Annotated in this window: 15 protein-coding genes; 4 read left to right on the top strand and 11 right to left on the bottom strand. The window is 45.4% G+C overall.

Annotated elements, in window-relative coordinates; all coding sequences use genetic code 11:
- Positions 1 to 3 precede the first annotated feature (3 nt).
- The 5 genes from LI015_RS15625 to LI015_RS15605 form a co-directional block, all read right to left on the bottom strand.
- Complete coding sequence (locus LI015_RS15625; protein WP_021893606.1) at positions 4 to 519, bottom strand: TRAP transporter small permease; 516 nt, start codon at positions 517 to 519, stop codon at positions 4 to 6.
- 53 nt (positions 520 to 572) lie between these two features.
- On the bottom strand, positions 573 to 1,652 hold the full coding sequence (locus LI015_RS15620) for a TRAP transporter substrate-binding protein (RefSeq protein ID WP_002577098.1): 1,080 nt from the start codon (positions 1,650 to 1,652) through the stop codon (positions 573 to 575).
- 27 nt (positions 1,653 to 1,679) lie between these two features.
- A complete protein-coding gene (locus LI015_RS15615) occupies positions 1,680 to 2,504 on the bottom strand; it encodes a sugar phosphate isomerase/epimerase family protein (protein ID WP_227125583.1) in 825 nt (274 codons plus the stop codon).
- A 14-nt stretch (positions 2,505 to 2,518) separates the two neighbouring features.
- Positions 2,519 to 3,022, bottom strand: coding sequence for a ribose 5-phosphate isomerase B (gene rpiB / locus LI015_RS15610; RefSeq protein WP_002577096.1), 504 nt, complete (start codon positions 3,020 to 3,022; stop codon positions 2,519 to 2,521).
- Between the two features lie 103 nt (positions 3,023 to 3,125).
- Complete coding sequence (locus tag LI015_RS15605) at positions 3,126 to 4,133, bottom strand: LacI family DNA-binding transcriptional regulator (protein ID WP_227125581.1); 1,008 nt, start codon at positions 4,131 to 4,133, stop codon at positions 3,126 to 3,128.
- A 328-nt stretch (positions 4,134 to 4,461) separates the two neighbouring features.
- Between LI015_RS15605 and LI015_RS15600 the strand changes: the two genes are divergently transcribed.
- From LI015_RS15600 to LI015_RS28755, 3 genes are all read left to right on the top strand, one after another.
- Positions 4,462 to 5,145, top strand: coding sequence for a GntR family transcriptional regulator (locus LI015_RS15600; protein ID WP_227125579.1), 684 nt, complete (start codon positions 4,462 to 4,464; stop codon positions 5,143 to 5,145).
- A gap of 116 nt (positions 5,146 to 5,261) precedes the next feature.
- Complete coding sequence (locus LI015_RS15595; RefSeq protein ID WP_119205301.1) at positions 5,262 to 6,068, top strand: BtpA/SgcQ family protein; 807 nt, start codon at positions 5,262 to 5,264, stop codon at positions 6,066 to 6,068.
- A complete protein-coding gene (locus LI015_RS28755) occupies positions 6,068 to 6,514 on the top strand; it encodes a DUF1097 domain-containing protein (protein ID WP_227125577.1) in 447 nt (148 codons plus the stop codon). The genes LI015_RS15595 and LI015_RS28755 overlap by 1 nt, the downstream gene beginning before the upstream one ends.
- A 77-nt stretch (positions 6,515 to 6,591) precedes the next feature.
- Here the strand turns inward: LI015_RS28755 and LI015_RS15585 are convergent, their stop codons facing one another.
- Complete coding sequence (locus LI015_RS15585) at positions 6,592 to 7,614, bottom strand: LacI family DNA-binding transcriptional regulator (RefSeq protein WP_119205299.1); 1,023 nt, start codon at positions 7,612 to 7,614, stop codon at positions 6,592 to 6,594.
- A 159-nt stretch (positions 7,615 to 7,773) separates the two neighbouring features.
- Entirely contained in the window at positions 7,774 to 8,706 is a 933-nt protein-coding gene (gene cysK, locus LI015_RS15580) for a cysteine synthase A (RefSeq protein WP_117627201.1), read from the bottom strand.
- Between the two features lie 463 nt (positions 8,707 to 9,169).
- Here cysK and LI015_RS15575 point away from each other — a divergent pair, with 463 nt between their 5' ends.
- A complete protein-coding gene (locus tag LI015_RS15575) occupies positions 9,170 to 10,087 on the top strand; it encodes a hypothetical protein (RefSeq protein ID WP_227125575.1) in 918 nt (305 codons plus the stop codon).
- 82 nt (positions 10,088 to 10,169) lie between these two features.
- Here LI015_RS15575 and LI015_RS15570 read toward each other — a convergent pair whose 3' ends face one another.
- From LI015_RS15570 to LI015_RS15555, 4 genes are all read right to left on the bottom strand, one after another.
- On the bottom strand, positions 10,170 to 11,255 hold the full coding sequence (locus LI015_RS15570; protein ID WP_227125573.1) for a glycoside hydrolase family 25 protein: 1,086 nt from the start codon (positions 11,253 to 11,255) through the stop codon (positions 10,170 to 10,172).
- Positions 11,256 to 11,385: 130 nt separating this feature from the next.
- Complete coding sequence (locus LI015_RS15565) at positions 11,386 to 11,862, bottom strand: SAM-dependent methyltransferase (protein WP_227125571.1); 477 nt, start codon at positions 11,860 to 11,862, stop codon at positions 11,386 to 11,388.
- A 43-nt stretch (positions 11,863 to 11,905) separates the two neighbouring features.
- Positions 11,906 to 12,793 (bottom strand): MerR family transcriptional regulator, encoded by an 888-nt coding sequence (locus LI015_RS15560; protein WP_227125569.1) that lies wholly within the window; start codon positions 12,791 to 12,793, stop codon positions 11,906 to 11,908.
- 21 nt (positions 12,794 to 12,814) lie between these two features.
- Complete coding sequence (locus LI015_RS15555) at positions 12,815 to 13,411, bottom strand: hypothetical protein (protein WP_002565809.1); 597 nt, start codon at positions 13,409 to 13,411, stop codon at positions 12,815 to 12,817.
- Between the last annotated feature and the right edge of the window lie 352 nt (positions 13,412 to 13,763).

Raw genomic sequence — 13,763 nt, 5'->3', positions numbered from 1 at the left:
ATGCTATTTCCTTTCTGCTGTCTTTAATTCGCCAATCTTATTTACAATATTGACAATACCAAAATAAATTGCGAATAAATATCCTATCATAGGTCCCAAATAAACATAAAACAGAGGGATACGCAGCTGCGCAGATAAAGTGCCCGCGTTATACGCATAGGCGATGTAGTCTTTTCCTGACCACAATACAATACCCATAAAAAAGCAGCCAAATATAATCCAGAAAATACTCATATAAGCTTTAGCCCTTTCAGAAAAGCCATGGATAAATGCATCCACATTGGACAGCATCCCATGTCTGCTGGCTACGGCAAACCCAAAAAATGTAGCCCAGATGCAGCAATAGGTACTGACCTCGTCCAGCCATACCACCGGTATATTAATATTACGGCCCAATACTCCTATAAAAACAGACAGTCCCAATACTCCCACAAATATCCCTATAAATATGTTCAGGATTTTTTCAAACACAGCCGCTATTTGGTTTAACTCTTTTACAATGCTGTTCTGTTCCTTCATATGTTCCTCCTATCCGCCGGCCTGATGCAGTGCATCCGGCTTTTGCCCAGGTGTTACTTTAATTCCATTATTTTTTTTGCAATGTCCTGCACCCATGGTTCCATCTGTTTTAAATACTTCTCGCGCACAGGGGCAATGGTTTCATGAATGGCATCTACATCAATATCAATCATTTCTACTCCCTGTGTTTTTAGATATTTAATATCATCTTCATTAATCTGGTTTGCCACTGTATTTAACTCGGTCAGACAGTCCGCCATGCATTCATCCAAAACAGACTTATACGCATCCGGCAATTTCTCATACAAAGGTTTGGAGATTACTAAATACATAGGAGAGGCAAAGATCTTAGGTTCCGCCATATATTTCACATGGTCATAAAAATTCATGGTACGCACACTTGTAGGAACATGGTCCAATCCATCCACCACTCCTAACTGCAGGCCGCTGTAAAGCTCAGACCAGGCGGTTGTAGTGGAGTTGCATCCCAAAGCCTGGAAGGTATCAACTAATACCGGTGATCCCATGACGCGGATCTTCTGTCCCTGAAAATCTGATACGGTCCGTATTGGCTCTTTTGTGAACAGCATACGGAAATAATCCTGGTAATAACCAACTGCTATAATATTATTATCTAAAGCCTGCTTCTTAAGTGGCTCCATGATTTCATCACTGTTCATCGCTTCCTTCAGAGCTGATTCACTGGAAAACACTCCCGGCAGATTTATTACATCAAAAGACGGCACAAAGTTAGCCAGAAGGGTGACACTGGCAAGGTTTCCGGCAATTGTCCCCATTTGCATTCCTTCAATAACTTCTTGTTCAGAGCCAAGAGTACCTGAATGATAAATTTCAATTTTAAACTTTCCGTCTGTCTTCTCAGCCACCGCCTTTGCCATATTTTCAGCGGCAATATTCATAAAATTATCCGGCGACTGAGTATGGGATATTTTCCATGTGATTTCAGGCAGGTCCTCCGATGCCTGATTTCCTGTCGCTGTCTGCTGCTCCTGGTTAGTGCTTTGCTCTTTTGCGGCAGACGCGCTATTAGAACTTCCCCCACATCCGGTCAATAATGATGAACCCAATGCCACTGACATAATGATACCGACTGCTTTTTTCATCCTTTTCATTTTTCCTTCTCCTTTTATCGTTCGCTTTTAACTTTTATTGTACTGTTGGATTAGCGGTTTCAGGTATTGTATGGATGTCTTAGCCATCTTATCAGGATCTTCCCCCGGAAGTATCTCTACCGATACCCAGCCATCATAGTCTGCCATTCTCAATGCGTCAAAAACACCCTGAAAATCTATGTGCCCCATTCCCGGCGCATATCGGTTGGAATCCGCAAGGTGAACATAACGTATCCATTTTTTGTTTCTCATAAGGCTTTTTCCAATATCATCATCCTCTATGTTCATATGAAAAACGTCTGGCTGTAATCCGCAATTCGTCCTGCCCACCTGTTCCAGAATAGCAGCGCCTTCATCAACACTGTTAATAAAATTTATCTCATACCTGTTAACCGGCTCCAATATCATTTCCACATTATACTGCCCTGCGATATCACATATTTCCCTCATTGTCTCTATAAACCGTTTTTCTGTCATCTGCCGTGAGGACCCTTCTGGTATGAATCCTCTGGCCCGTCCTATATTTACCTTTCCTCCAAATACGGAAGCCAGCTTAATTAGACCGGCAAATACTCCTACTGTCTCTCTGTGTATCACGGGGTCCTGATGAGTGAAGTACATTCCTCTGTCTGCAAATACCTGTCCCGTGGAAATGCAGCTTACCTCCATTCCATATAGTTCCAACCATTGCTTTAACCTGCCTTCATCAATCTCAGACGCATCCTTAAGAGCCAGCTCCACCCCATCATAACCACATTCAGAAGCCTTTATTATAGATTCCTTAAATCCTCTCCATACGACAAACGCGCTTTCCTTTGCCTCACTTCCTGCTACGGTAACCGCTATCTTCATGTCAATCTCCATTCTTATCTGTTAAAATCATGAAATAATTCCTCCTGCTGCGGAGTGATTGGCTGGCTTAGATGTTCCTCAGCCTCTCCAATCAGTTCCAGGGAAATGGAATGCCGTCCCGCTTCATACTCAGTATCCAGCCATGCATCCAGAATATCCAGTGCCTCCAGTTCACCTATCACTTTCCCTCCCAGACACAACACATTGGAATCATTATGGGCTCTTGTCATCTTTGCCATATATGTATCGGTACATAATGACGCCCTGACCCCCTTAAACCGGTTGGCTAATATACTCATACCGATTCCGGTTGAACATATAAGTATTCCTCTGTCTGCCTCACCCCTTGACACTGCTCCGGCAATCTTTGCTGCATAATAAGGATATCTTACAATTTCCCTGGTGCTGCTTCCTGTATCTATATAAGCAATCCCCCTTTTTTTTAGATGTTCCATAATTGATTGTTTCAACTCATATCCACCATGGTCATTTCCAATATAAATCGGTTTCTGTAACATGATTTATTCCGCCTCTCAACTCCTAAATTTCTCATCCTCTTCCCATGCCAAACCTTCTACGCCGGGAGGGGGTGAATCGTTTCATTTTACTTTCAAAATATAATCATCTTACCATTCCGACACTTTCTCTGATAATAAGATGATTTTCCAATGTGATTCTCTTTGTTGTATCCATGCTTTCCTTTCCATTTATGCAAGCATGTAACATTTTCAGACACTCTGTCCCCATATTATACTTCGGTTGATGGACCGTGGTTAATGCCGGATTTGACAGGTTGCTCATTTCGATATCATCGTATCCAATAATTGAAATATCCTGAGGTATACGGTACCCCATGGTCTGTACGCCCTTCATGGCGCCAATTGCCATCATATCGTTGGCTGCAAAAATTGCGGTGGGAGGGTCAGGCAGACTCATTAATTGTTTCGCCAACCGGCATCCGCTCTTCCAACTGTAATTGCCGCTGACAACATATTCCGGCCTGTAGCAAAGCTTTCGAGATTCCAGATAACGTTTGTATGCATCCAGCCTGCATTGACTGGAATAAGACTCCATCATGCCTGTAATCATGGCAATCTGACTGTGTCCGTTCTGTCCCAGAAAATTCATTGCACATATAACGCCTTGAACATCATCTGCATTAACAACATGAAACTCATTCCTGATGTCAATGCTTGCATCGCCTAATACCAGCGATGTTCTCTCTTTAACCTCCAGCAATTCACTGTGCTCCAGACGCGGCTTTAACAGAATAATCCCGTCAACGCCTTTGGAAAGTAATGCTTTTATATATGCCCTTTCCTTTTCCGTATCCCTATCATCATTACATAAAAATACGGTCAGTCCTTCCCGTCTTGCCGCGTCCTCAACGCCTCTTGCCAATTCCGGATAATATGGGTTGGTTATGCTGGGAATAATCAAGCCAATATTTTTAGTCGTTTTTGTCCTGAGGGCACTGGCTGTCATATTGTAATGAAAACCCACTTCCTTCATTGCATTATAAACCTTACGTTTGTTACCCGGCCTCACACTATTTTTACCGTTTAAAACATTGGATACGGTTCCCAGGGAGACTCCTGCAACCCTCGCAACATCTTTTATCGTTGCCATCTTCCTTTACCCCCGCATACTATAATTTAAGCTTCCCTAAAATAAAACGTTTCATTTTATGGTCAAATTATATCAGTATGTACAATATATGTCAATAATATTTGTGCAATATGTCGTTATGCATAGGTTTTAATCATTTTTTTATACTAATTTGCACAATAATTTCAATCTTTTTAAACGCAAAAATGAAACGGTTCATTTTTTAGGCCGGTCCATGCCATTATACACTTTCACCATTTACTTTTTAATACATGCTCTGGTATTAAATGCCTTTATATGTTAGAATGACGAAAGAATACACTTTATACGGAAAGGAATAACCGCTGTTATGTCAGAAATCAAAGAGCAAATCATTGAGTCAAAACCGCTGCGGGAACAGGTTGCAGATATTGTGAGGGGCATGATTTTAAGGGGTGAGATCAAAGCCGGGGAGCAAATCAGTGAACGTACCATTGGACAAATGCTTCATGTGAGTACTACCCCTGTAAAAGAAGCATTTCGCTCACTGCAGGCCGAGGGTCTTATCTATACCCGGCCGCGACGCGGCTCATTCGTATCCGAGATATCAATTGATAATATGCTGGAAATTGCTTTCATGAGAAGTGCATTGGAAGGGGTGGCCGCATATTATGCTGCTAAAAATGCCACTGACAGTCAATTAGTTGAAATGAGCAGGATACTGGATGTAGTGTATCCATTGCTTTCCCGTAAAGATGAGAAGTCACTGGAGGAAATCCAACAGTTCAATGTTTCTTTTCACTCAATTATCCGCCAGACATGTAACAATAACTATCTTGTGCATCAGATAGAAACCCTGCGCACCATTGATCATAGTTTCCGCAAAGCAGCACGTATGAAATATATTGAGGAACCCATTCCTGCCCATCAGGAACATAAAGAGATACTTGCCGCGATATCTTCTCATAATTCCTCATTAAGCGAGAAGCTTATGGTTTCGCATATCCGACGGGTAGCTCTTTTTGTTGCTGACTGTGCGAAAAAAATCCAATAAAATTAAAATATAATAAAACCTATTGACATTTCCATTTCACTGTGCTAGTTTAATATTACACCATCTGATATACCAGATATCAGATATCAAAAACTATATAAATTGGAGGTACACACATGAAACGCAGCGAATTGGTAAATGTATTTGGTACAGAGCATCCGGTATTAGGCATGATCCATCTCCCACCGCTCCCTGGCTCTCCTTGCTATGGAGGTAGTATGGATGATGTGATTACCCATGCCCTTCGGGATGCGGAAACCCTGTCCGGCAATGGGGTCTCATCCATGATTATTGAGAATCTGGGAGACTATCCCTATTATCCTGAAACAACAGAACCGGAAACCGTTGCGGCAATGACCAGGGTTGCACTGGAAATCCGCAAACGTTATGATATGCCATTAGGTATCAATATCCTGAGAAACTCATGGAAAGCAGCCATGGCTGTTGCCGCGGCTGCAGACTGCCAGTATATTCGCTTAAATGTCCTTACAGACGCTACTGTAACAGATCAGGGACCCATCGTAGGCAAGGCACATCTTCTGGCAAGATACCGTAAAAGTATTGATGCTGAAAATGTTATGATTTTTGCTGATATTTATTGTAAACATGGGTCACCCATGACCCCAAGAAGTTTGGATACGGTAGCAAAGGAGATGATTGGGCGCGGCATGGCGGACGCTCTGATTGTAGATGGAGCCGATTCTTCCCAGCCTGCGCCAATGGAAAAGATTCAAGCGGTACGAAACGCAGTTCCTGATACCCCTATTTTCCTGGGCAGCGGAATGACAGTCAATACTACTGATTATCTGAAAACAGCGGACGGGTGTGTATTCGGATACGGAACAAAACCCAGCGGGGATATGAACGATCCGGTTGACGGACCAACCGTAAGACAATTCATGAAACAGGTAAAACAGCTGTAATGACTTTGGTCCGGCGTTCATTCATACTCTCCCTGCTATTCGGAATATGGGCCTGGTTTGCTGAAATTACGGGACTTATCACTTGGGCAGGAGCCGCCGGCTGCACTACATATTTTGCCTGCTGCGGCTGTGGGCAGGATGCTGGCAAGGGTATCTGGTCTAATTTAAGCGGCATTTTTTGGGCTGCATTATCTCTATGGTTAACGGACCGGAATATTAATCCGTACCTGCTCATGGCTATCTCCACCTTTATCATGTGCCTCCAGAGCCTGCATCCCTGGTTGTCCTTTACTTCCGGAACCTTTGTCGGATGCTTCTGTACATTTGCCGCTGATGGTCCTTCTATTACATTAACACTTTCTCTTATTATGGGAAATGGTATAGGATTGGCCAGCAGCTATTTGTCTGATATGCATTTTACACACAGGTACCGCCTGAACAATTAACAAATTAATAGAGGGTATCCCAGATCCTGACTGCCAGGTTCTAAAGATACCCTCTCATTATTTCTAAGCACCCCATATTATATTAATCTGCTCTCATCTGCATATGCCACACTTTCCCGCTCCATAATACGTGTCTCTAACATAATGTGGCGTTTATCTTCCGGAATAGCCTCCCCGGCCAGAATACGCCCAAGAAGCCTGAAGGCGGCTACCCCTACTTCATATTTAGGCTGAAGCACCGTGGTTAGGGAAGGAGTACATAATTTGCCCATCTCAATACCATCAATCCCCATAACAGATATATCTGCAGGTACTCTGTATCCCATGGATTGAACAGCCTTCATCGCTCCCATGGCCATCATATCATTAGCAGCCAATATAGCGGTGGGTGCCGTTTCCAGTTTGACAAACTCTTTTGCAACAGCATACCCGCTCTTCCAGCTGTAATCCCCATAAGCTACATACTCAGAGCGATACGATATGTTTCGCGATTCCAGGCTTTTTTCATAGGCTCTCATCTTGCCAAATCCGGAAGGCGATTCCATAAGTCCGCTAATAAATGCAATCTTCCTATGTTTATATTGAAAAAGCAAGTTCATTGCCTGAATCACCGCCATATATCCATCCGAGCTGACTGTCATCAATTCCTGGTCACTGCGATAATCCCAATCTTCTACAACAAGGGCAATCTGACTGTTCAGTCTGCGCAGTTCCTCCTGGCCGGATTTAGGTTTCAAAAGTATGATTCCGTCTACGCCTTTACTTAAAAGGGCACCTATATAGTTCCTTTCCTTTTCCTCCTCACGGTCACTGTTACAAAGAAATACGGTAAATCCTGCTTTTCTAGCCTCGTCTTCCACGCCTCTTGCCAGTTCAGGGTAAAATGGATTGACAATTGTGGGGATAATCAACCCTATATTTTTCGTTGTCTTAGTCCTGAGGGCACTGGCTGTCATATTGTACTGAAACCCTAACTGGTCAACCGCCTTATAAACCTTCTCGCGATTCTGCAGACGAACACTTTCCTTTCCATTAAGCACATTAGAAACCGTTCCAATGGAGACTCCGGCTACTCGTGCCACATCCTTGATTGTTACCATTTAGTTCCTCCCTACAGTGAATGTAACGATTCATAATATTCCATTTCATGGTAACATCCTTTTCAGATCTCGTCAACTTAGTTTTATGCCAGCTGCTATATGGACCAGTCCTCTCTTATAAATACCTCCCCGGTTTAAGACCTCCCCAGTTCTGCTCCCCTACTCCACAAACAAAGCCGTGGAATAATACCGGTCCCCGCTGTCAGGCAGCAGTGCGACAATGGTCTTTCCCTCATTCTCAGGCCGCCTGGCAACCTCAATCGCAGCATACAGTGCAGCCCCCGATGAAATACCGGTAAGAAGTCCCTCTGTCCTGGCCAGCATCTTTGCTGTTGCAAAGGGCGCTTCATTATCCACTGTTATGATTTCATCGTATACGCGGGTATCCAGAACCTTGGGTATGAATCCGGCTCCAATTCCCTGAATCTTATGAGGGCCGGCATTTCCTCCGGAAAGAACCGCTGATGTGGACGGCTCCACAGCTATTACCTTGATGCGGGGATTCTTTTCCTTCAAGTATGTTCCGGTCCCTGTAAGGGTGCCTCCTGTTCCCACGGAAGCCACAAATATATCTACCTGTCCGTCCGTGTCCTGCCAAATTTCCGGACCCGTACTCTCCATATGAGCCCTGGGATTCACCGGATTATCAAACTGACCCGGTATGAAACTGTCCGGAATCTCTTTTGCCAGCTCCTCCGCTTTCTCAATGGCACCGCTCATCCCCTTCTCACCAGGTGTGAGCACAATCTCAGCCCCATATGCCTTCAGTATATTGCGGCGCTCCACGCTCATGGTATCCGGCATGGTCAGTATCATCCTGTAACCTTTGACTGCCGAGACAGCGGCCAGACCAATGCCGGTGTTGCCTGAGGTAGGCTCAATGATAACGGAACCCGGTTTCAGCCGGCCGGTACGTTCCGCGTCCTCAATCATGGCCTTCCCAACTCTGTCCTTTACACTCCCAGCCGGATTAAAGTACTCCAGCTTCACAAGAAGACGCGCTTTCAGCTGTTCCTTCTTCTCGATGTTGGTCACCTCTACCAACGGGGTGTTGCCTACCAGCTCAATGGCTCCCTTATAAATCTTAGACATAACTTCCACCGTTCCCTCACAGGCGTGCAGGGCCTTTCTTATTTATTCATAGTTTGTCACTAGGTTTTCTAGGATTATATGTCCGGGGAGGCAATTTGTCAAGTATTAATTCATGCAAAGATGCAGTGATTCGTAATGGATTCATAATTCTGCAGATTTATAAATTAACCCTTGATGCTTGCTTTTGTGTGCATATAATGTTATATTGTAACAACCAGACGATAGAGGAATATAAGTATCTGTCGCTCATTATCCTATATTTTATAATATCTATATGTATCTGGGTCTTAATGATCCATCTTAGTATTCTGCCCCGTATGTGTCGGGCAATGATTTCCATTCTATCATAAACTACACAATGAATCTGCTAATATATAAAAGGCAAAGGTGCTATTGTCTGGCTTAAGAGAAAACGTTATAATGGGGATAGGTTCTTATATGGCTTGCCGGAACAGGAGGCTGTATGGGTGAAAGAAACCTGCGTGAGCAGGGAGAAACAAATGGATTCGGTCAGTTGGAGGACAAGGTAATGAAAACAGCAGCTCAGTTTTTCGGGGAGGATCTGCTTCCCTATATAGGCGTAAAGGGAAAAATCCTTACAGTTGCGCCTACGGAGCATGTTCATCTGGAGATGCGCAGGCTGGAAGAGGATTTTAATTTCATCATGGAAAAGGGAGCAATACGGCATCTGGAGTTTGAGAGCGACAACATCACGGAACAGGATTTAAGACGCTTCCGGGAATATGAAGCATACATAGGAATGATATACAGTGCTCCTGTAATGACAACCGTGATCTGTACTTCCAATACAAAGATCCAGAAAAAGGAACTGATTAATGGGGACAGTGTCTACAGGATAGAGGTGGTACGGCTAAGGGACAGGAATGCCGATAAGGTCTTTAAAAAACTGAGACAGAAAATCCATAAAGGTAAGAGACTGCGCCGCCGTGACATTTTTCCCCTGCTCCTGACGCCATTGATGTCAGGGGATATGGAAATGAGTGAGCGTATTTATCAGGGCATGGAGTTTCTCCAGTGTGAAGAACTGCAAGTAAGCGCTGATGAGAGAAAAAGGATGCAGTCCGTACTGTATGCACTGGCTGTAAAGTTTTTGAGCAGAAATGAATTAGAGCGAATAAAGGAGAGGATTGGAATGACTGTATTAGGAAAGATGCTTTTGGAGGAAGGGATAGAAAAAGGAATTGAAAAAGGAATTGAGAAGGGTATAGAACAAGGAATGGAGCAAGGTGTAAAACAGGGGCAGGGGCGTGTCAATGCTCTTATTGTAAAGCTGGCAGAAGCCGGAAGGATGGAGGACATCGTACGGGCTGCATCGGACCGTGAGTACCAGGATCGTCTGTTTAGTGAATTCGGATTATAACCTAGAAATACCGGCATATCAGAGAAGGGTGAAACTCTCTGGTATGCCGGTATTTTATGAAACCTTCCTAAATCATATTTTTTTATCTTGTCAGTTCCGCCATAACTCCATTTGAGTCAAAGGTATAGGACACACCATCAATATCCATGGTAGTATCATGAATCATGACGCCATTGGTGTCCAGATAATACCAGGCACCATCCACCTCAACCCATCCTGTCTGCTTCACATACCCCTTCATGTAGTACCATCTGCCGTCCACATGCTTCCATCCGTCAGCAGGAATCACGGCACTGTAATCCGTAAATGCCAGCTCGATGGTCACATTGCCGTTAATGCCATCCACTGAACCGGTATCAGTGCACTGCCAGATAGTGCGGTTTGGATAACTGTTCACAGTCCCGTATCTGGCATACCATATATCATAGGGAATCTGGCCGGTGTCCATATTTCTGGTCAGCCATTCATTGTTCCCATATACCACCGGATGATACCCGGCATCAGAAATGGTCTTACAGAATGCGTTTACATTGTCTGTTATCTGCTGCCTGGTCAGTCCGTTGTCCAGAAGATGCTGGGATTCCACATCATAGGCAATGGGATAGGATATGGGGAAATCCTTAATTACCTTCAGCACGAAATTGGCCTCGTCAATGGCGGTCTGTACGTCCAGAGCCTGGGTATAGAAAAACACCCCGGTGTGAATGCCGTTTGCAAATGCCTCTGTGACATTCCTGTCAAAATAAGGGTCTTTATCCTTATAATAGCCCACCCGTATCATGGCAAATGACACGCCGTCCGATGCCACCCTGGACCAGTCTATACCGTTTTCATTGGCCCGGTTCTGGTACTTGGTCACGGTGATGCCCTTTTCCAGCGCCCCTGCTATGGGCGCTCCTGACGCATCCACATACTGCCCGTTCTCCAGTGACCAGGGCTGGGCCCCGTAAGCTGCTGCCGGCGCAAACAGCGACATGGCGCCTATAATGGCCGCCGCCGCGCATGCTGCCGCCCTCTTTCCCTTCGTTACCGACTTTGCAGACTTTCCCGACGCTCCGGTCCTTCCCGGCCCTCCCGTCTTTCCCGGTCCTTCTGTCTTTCCCAGCCCTCCCGTCTTTCCCGACTCTCCAATCTCTCCCATCTTTCCAGCCTTCCCCAATATCCTCATATCATCCACCTCATACTCTCAAATTCCATATTAATCCATATGTTTTTTATTTTAGCACAAAGGCCTCTCCATCGTGTTGAGGTTTTCTTAATGTTTCCTTTCAACTTAAGAGTATATGATGGCCTCCGGCCTAGAAGTTAAATTCATTTTCCCAGTCAAAGTCCCCGGATTCCTCCAGGCTCCGGGGCCAATGGCCGCACCAGTCCGGCACTTGGGGATGCTCTACCCGATCCAGACTGGGGGTATACGGCTTTAGATCCAGCACAGGACTTCCCTGCCTGGCATCTGCATAAGCAATGTAGATAACACCGGCCTCATGGTCTATATAGAGAATCTGCACCACGCTAAGGGCAATGGGATTAGGCCTCTGGGGGGACCGGGTTGCAAATATGCCCATTGTATCCGGCCCCTGCTTATAGGGGCTTTCCGCCTCAAGTACGCTCCTGTTTTCCTCATCGTCGCAGCCGTCAAACCACCAGAGTATGTCTGCATGTCCAAAGCCCTCCAGGGACTTAAGGGCCGGGATGTATTCCGGCAGGAGCTTTACGTACATACCATCCTTGCCCATTTCCATTGTGCCAATCTGTTTTACTGTAAATTGTTTCATACTGAAACCTCCTTCACTTGATATAGGCTGAGTTTAAACCCTCTCACGGTGTCAGAGTCAATATGCGCCGGACCGGTGTTTGTACTTCTGTAAGGAATTTCTGGGAATCAGATTCATCCCAGGAGCCTATATGGCAAATCTGCCGGCTTGGCCCGGCTATTTCATACTGGCGGTGTTCTTCCATCCAGCAGGCAAAGGCATGATAGGATAATCCGATATTTTCATATGGACCATAGACCATAATACAAGCCATATCCTCCACAGGCTCTGTCTCCCTGTAGCAGAAACCGCCCTTGTCCGCTCCTTCTCTTTCCACCATAACCCCCACCTCTATATCTACTCCGTCCTCCGTGGTCCCCCCATTGTGATAAATGGCAAGATTGTTAGTGCCTGGGCTCAGTTTTATCTGTTCTTCCCTCACAAAGGCATAGAGCTGTTCCCACAGCCTCCCTTCACAATAATAATCTGCCACAGTTTTCCTCAGGGACAAAATCTTACAGCCGGGAACAGACTTTATGGTCACGTTATAATGGGTTTCAATGGTGCTTTCTTTAAAATCTCTCATGGCAATTTCTATCTTCCGTATGCGCTGCTGTTCCAGCCGGATTGAATCTAAAAGCTGTCTTTTCTTGTCCTCCAGATATTCTGTCACACCGCTGCTCTCCCAGCATTCCATTACAGCACCGATCTCCGTCACATTAAAGCCCATATCCCTGAGCAGGCATATTTTCTGCAGGACAGGTATCTGGTCTGTGGTATACATCCGGTACCCGGTAAATTTGTCAATAACAGCAGGCGTTAAAAGCCCTGCATTATCATAGTAGCGAAGCATCCTTACCGATACCCTGGTTAGCTTTGAAAATGCTCCGATGCGGAACATAAAGCCACCTCCCTTCATCTGTTGTATCCAGTATACCGTCTCTTTCGGCATACTACAATGCACCGCCTGAACCTACCGGTCCATAATCCTGCAGAATATCACCGCAACCACTGTGCTGATAAAGGTAGCCGCCAGGGCAGGCCCTACAATGGCTGTGGGATTTACGCTTCCATACTGGCTCCTGTATGCAATCATATTCATGGGTATAAGCTGTAAGGAGGATATGTTGATAATGAGAAATGTACACATCTCATTGCTGGCAGTCCCCTCCTGCCTGGCCGCACCGCCCATCCCGCGCTCCTCCTCCACCTTTTTCAGCTCTTCCATGGCTTTTAAGCCGGCCGGCGTTGCGGCCCATCCCAGGCCCAGTATGTTGGCAATCATATTGACGCTTATCTGTTTCCTTGCCTCCCCATCCGGGTCCAGCCTTGGAAAAAGGAAGGTGAGTACCGGTCCCATTCTTCTTGCCAGCTGGTCCACCAGTCCGGAGCGGTGCCCGATCTCCAGCACCCCTGTCCACAGGGTCATGACACCCAGCATGGTGATGCACAGCGTCACAGCCTCCTTCGATGCCTGGATTGCCCCATCGGTCACCGCCGTCATCTGACCGTGAAGCGCCCCCCAGAGTATTCCTGTCAGTGTCATTCCTGCCCATAAATAATTCAGCATGTTTCTCCGCCTGTTTCATGGCATTCTTATTCCATTCTATTCCCGGTCCCGCTATATATTCCCATATCGGCACCCCATATGAACTATTTCACCCAATCATTCCCAAATATTCATAATTGCGCTTTCTCCGTAAGAATTATTACATGGGCTTGCGTAAAATTTACAGTTCATTACGTTTACATAACTTCTATTGACCCTGGAGCGGCTCCATAGTATATTCTCACCATGTCAGTGATGACAACGTGCGGCGCCGGCCAGAACACCGGCGAAACGGCAGCCGCATCCCCCTAAAAGACAATTAAGGTGATAATCCTGAAATCAATGGACTGAATGACAGACTGAAAGGAGACAT

This window comes from Enterocloster sp. 210928-DFI.2.20, from assembly GCF_020554465.1.
Taxonomy (GTDB): domain Bacteria; phylum Bacillota; class Clostridia; order Lachnospirales; family Lachnospiraceae; genus Enterocloster; species Enterocloster bolteae.
This window is presented reverse-complemented; position numbering and strand designations above follow the sequence as displayed.

What these genes read in the sequence shown, in the direction of transcription:
- LI015_RS15615 (WP_227125583.1), bottom strand. Translation starts at nt 2,504, where the DNA reads ATGAAGATAGCGGTTACCGTAGCAGGAAGTGAGGCAAAGGAAAGCGCG.
- rpiB (WP_002577096.1), bottom strand. Translation starts at nt 3,022, where the DNA reads ATGTTACAGAAACCGATTTATATTGGAAATGACCATGGTGGATATGAG.
- LI015_RS15600 (WP_227125579.1), top strand. Translation starts at nt 4,462, where the DNA reads ATGTCAGAAATCAAAGAGCAAATCATTGAGTCAAAACCGCTGCGGGAA.
- LI015_RS15560 (WP_227125569.1), bottom strand. Translation starts at nt 12,793, where the DNA reads ATGCCGAAAGAGACGGTATACTGGATACAACAGATGAAGGGAGGTGGC.
- LI015_RS15570 (WP_227125573.1), bottom strand. Translation starts at nt 11,255, where the DNA reads ATGAGGATATTGGGGAAGGCTGGAAAGATGGGAGAGATTGGAGAGTCG.
- LI015_RS15605 (WP_227125581.1), bottom strand. Translation starts at nt 4,133, where the DNA reads ATGGCAACGATAAAAGATGTTGCGAGGGTTGCAGGAGTCTCCCTGGGA.
- LI015_RS15595 (WP_119205301.1), top strand. Translation starts at nt 5,262, where the DNA reads ATGAAACGCAGCGAATTGGTAAATGTATTTGGTACAGAGCATCCGGTA.
- LI015_RS15565 (WP_227125571.1), bottom strand. Translation starts at nt 11,862, where the DNA reads ATGAAACAATTTACAGTAAAACAGATTGGCACAATGGAAATGGGCAAG.
- LI015_RS15585 (WP_119205299.1), bottom strand. Translation starts at nt 7,614, where the DNA reads ATGGTAACAATCAAGGATGTGGCACGAGTAGCCGGAGTCTCCATTGGA.
- LI015_RS15575 (WP_227125575.1), top strand. Translation starts at nt 9,170, where the DNA reads ATGGGTGAAAGAAACCTGCGTGAGCAGGGAGAAACAAATGGATTCGGT.
- LI015_RS28755 (WP_227125577.1), top strand. Translation starts at nt 6,068, where the DNA reads ATGACTTTGGTCCGGCGTTCATTCATACTCTCCCTGCTATTCGGAATA.
- LI015_RS15555 (WP_002565809.1), bottom strand. Translation starts at nt 13,411, where the DNA reads ATGCTGAATTATTTATGGGCAGGAATGACACTGACAGGAATACTCTGG.
- LI015_RS15620 (WP_002577098.1), bottom strand. Translation starts at nt 1,652, where the DNA reads ATGAAAAGGATGAAAAAAGCAGTCGGTATCATTATGTCAGTGGCATTG.
- cysK (WP_117627201.1), bottom strand. Translation starts at nt 8,706, where the DNA reads ATGTCTAAGATTTATAAGGGAGCCATTGAGCTGGTAGGCAACACCCCG.
- LI015_RS15625 (WP_021893606.1), bottom strand. Translation starts at nt 519, where the DNA reads ATGAAGGAACAGAACAGCATTGTAAAAGAGTTAAACCAAATAGCGGCT.